2 protein-coding genes and 1 pseudogene are annotated in these 3,383 nt (G+C 69.2%); all 3 read right to left on the reverse strand.

What is annotated here, in order from left to right; all coding sequences use genetic code 11:
• Window positions 1-182: 182 nt before the first annotated feature.
• Window positions 183-1,472, reverse strand: a complete 1,290-nt coding sequence (locus tag DJ73_RS01505) for an adenosylhomocysteinase (RefSeq protein ID WP_094557107.1) — start codon at window positions 1,470-1,472, stop codon at window positions 183-185.
• 114 nt (window positions 1,473-1,586) lie between these two features.
• On the reverse strand, window positions 1,587-2,903 hold the full coding sequence (locus tag DJ73_RS01510) for a DNA primase (RefSeq protein WP_094557110.1): 1,317 nt from the start codon (window positions 2,901-2,903) through the stop codon (window positions 1,587-1,589).
• A 277-nt stretch (window positions 2,904-3,180) separates the two neighbouring features.
• Window positions 3,181-3,383, reverse strand: a pseudogene (locus DJ73_RS20750) (amidohydrolase); the annotation flags it as partial.

The raw sequence follows: 3,383 nt of genomic DNA on the forward strand, positions 1-3,383 counted from the left end.
GCGCCCGCCTTCGCGGCTGCCCCTTTGAGTCCCACCCGACCACACCGCGACCGCACCACACGCCTCCCCAGCCTCGCGGCTCCCTCCGGTCGCCGCGTCCCTCGCACGCGCTCCTGGTGGCCTGTCGGCCACTCGGAGGCGCGCGCCACCGCACAAATCTGATTATAAACGCCGCCGCCGCGTTAGGTCCCGTGCTCCCAGCTGTCCATGTACTCGCGCTGCTCGTCGGTGAGGTCGTCGTGTTCGACGCCCTCCGCGGCGAGCTTGATCTCGGCGACCTCGCGGTCGAGCTCGTCGGGCACGTCGTGGACGCCGGGCTCGTAGCTCCCGCCGTTCGCGGCCAGCTCGCGGACGACGACCGCCTGGACGCCGAAGCTCTGGTCCATCACCTCGACCGGGTGGCCGAGCGAGATGGGCGCGGCGAGGTTGACGAGCCGGCCCTCGGCGAGCACGTTGAGGACGCGGCCGTCGTCCAGCTCGAACCCCTCGACGCCGTCGCGGACCTCGTAGCGGTCGACGGCGAGGTCGTCGAGGTCGTCGAGGTTCACTTCGACGTCGAAGTGGCCGGCGTTGGCCAGCAGGACGCCGTCCTGCATCCGCTCGAAGTGCTCGCGGGTGATCACGTCGCGGTTGCCCGTCGTCGTGATGAACACGTCGCCCTTCGCCGCGGCCTCGGCCATCGGCAGCACCTCGTACCCCTCCATGTGCGCCTCCAGCGCCTTGCGGGGGTCGACCTCGCAGACGATGACGTTCGCGTTCTGGCCGGACGCCTTCTTCGCGACGCCCTTCCCGCACTGGCCGTAGCCGCCGACGACGACGTTCTTGCCGGCCCACGAGAGGTTCGTCGTCATCGCGATGGTCGCGAGCGAGGACTCGCCGGTCCCGTGGACGTTGTCGAACAGCTGTTTCATCGGCGTGTCGTTCACGGCGAAGACGGGATACTTGAGCTCGCCGTCGGCGTCCATCGCGCGCAGGCGGTCGACGCCGGTCGTCGTCTCCTCGGCGCCGCCGACGATGGAGTCGATCAGCTCGGGGTACTCCTCGTGGACGAGCTTCACCATGTCCATCCCGTCGTCGACGGTGACGGTCGGGTCGTGGGCGATGCAGGCGTGCATCGCGTCGTAGTACTCCTCGTCGTCGACGCCGCGGACCGCGTAGGAGGTGATCGACTCGTGGGTGTCGAGCGCGGCCGACACGTCGTCGTGGGTCGACAGCGGGTTACACCCGGTGATCGCCACTTCGGCGCCGCCGTCGGCGAGCAGTTCGACGAGGTTCGCCGTCTTCGCCTCGACGTGCATCGCCATCGCGATCGTCTCGCCCGCGAGCGGCTGCTCGTCGACGAACTCCTCGCGGAGCGCGTTCAGGATCGGCATGTGCTGGAGCGCCCAGTCCATCTTCCGGCGCCCCTCCTCCCGGGCCGTCTCGAGGTCCGAGAGGTGCTTCGCCACCGGCGGATACGCGGTTTCGCTCATGCCTCTCGGTTCGCTCACGGCGCACTAAACCCTGCCGACACCGGGTCGCGTTGAAAACGCTGAAAAGGGATCCGCGTCGGTCGCGTCTCGGCTACCGCGTCGCTCGCGCGTCAGTTACGGCGGGCCGTTGCCGTTCCCGTTACCCGGGCCGCCAGCGCCGTCGTCGTCATCGTCGTCATCGTCTTCGTCGTCGTCCGCGTCCTCGTCGTCGTCATCCTCCGCGTCGCTCTCTTCTTCCGCGTCATCGTTGTCCGCGTCGTCGGCGTCGTCACCCTCGTCGTCGCCGTTACCGGCGTGCTCCGGGGGACCCTGTTCGCCGTCGTTGCCCTGCCCCGCGTGGTCGGGCGCGTTGCCGTTGCCGTTACCGGGCGCGTCGCTCTCGTTCTGGGCGGTGTCATTCTCGGCGTCGTCCGGGCCGCCGGGGCCGCCCGCGTGGTCCGGCGCGTTACCCGGGTTGTTCTCCGTCACGAAGTCCGAGACGGCGTCGCCGATGCCGCCCTCGCGGTCGCCGATCTGCTCGACGAACTCGCGGACGAGCTGTCCGAACGGCCGGTCCTCCGCGGCCCCCTCGCCGGTCGTCAGGTCGACCGTCGTCGAGACGGTGCCGTTCCCGAACTCGGCGGTCACGTCGACCGTGACGTTCTCCTCGGCGGCGGGGAGCGTGACCGTGCCGTTCTCGTCGGTCTCGTAGTCGCGCTCGCCGACGTAGGTGACGTTCTGACCGTCGGCGGTGGTGACGTTCACGGAGGCGTTCTCGGCGGCCTCGCCGTCGTCGGTGACCGTGACGACGGGCTCGCCGTCGGTGTTCTCGACGTCGAGTTCGAGGCCCTCGGGCGCCTCGAGGTCGACCGTCGTCGAGACGGAGTCGTTCTCGTGCTCGGCGGTCACGTCGATCGTGACGTCCTCCTCGGCGGCGGGGAGCGTGACCGTGCTGTTCTCGTCGGTCGCGTAGTCGCCCGTGCCGGCGTAGCTGGCGTTCTCGTCGGCGGTCGTGACGTTCACCGAGGCGTTCTCGACCGCGGTGTCGTTGTCGGTGACCGTGACGACGGGCTCGCCGTCGGTGTTCTCGACGTCGACTTCGAGGCCGTCGGGCGCCTCCAGATCGGCCGTCGCGGAGACGGAGTCGTTCTCGGCGGTGGCGGTCACCTCGACCGTCACGTCCTGCTCGGGGACGGGGAGGTCGACGGTGCCGTTCGCGTCCGTCTCGTACTCGCCCGCTCCCGCGTACGACTCGTTCTCCGCGTCGACCACGCTCACGTTGACCGTGGCGTTCTCGACCGCGGTGCCGTTCTCGTCTGTCACCGTAACCGTCGGCTGCTCGCCGTCGTCGTCGACGGCCACTTGGAGGTGGCCGTCGGCGGCGGCGACGCCGGTCATCGCGCCGAGCGCGACGACCGCGACCAGTAGGATGGCTGTCGTGCGTTCTCTCATGTCCACCTGAGGCCACTGGCCCTTTACATATAAATAGAGAGTTCAGTTAAGCCGGTTTAAACCGGATTTTATCCGACTTAGCGGCTCTGTGTCGGTAGTTTCGTGTTTTGCCTGGGACTCGGCGGTAATCGGTCCATATTGCCTCCGATCCGAGCGCCGATGACGCCGGTCCGCGGCTCGGACGCGGCTCGGACGCGGCTCGGACGCGGTGCGACCGCGCTCGCTATTCGCTGGTGTGCTCGCTTCGTCGCGGCGCTCCCGTTCGTCGACGCGATCGCTATTGGTCGACGCGGTCGACGAGGTCGGCGGCGGCCTCGGCCGCGCGCTCCTGAACCGCATCGGCGTCGAGCGTCAGCACCTCTCGGTCGCGCATCAACACCTCACCGGCGCAGACGGTGTGCCTCACGTCGCTCCCGCGCGCCGCGTACGCGAGGTGCGAGACGGGGTCGTGGACGGGCGTGAGGTGCGGGGCGTCGAGGT

This window comes from Halorubrum sp. Ea1, from assembly GCF_002252965.1.
Classification (GTDB): Archaea; Halobacteriota; Halobacteria; order Halobacteriales; family Haloferacaceae; genus Halorubrum.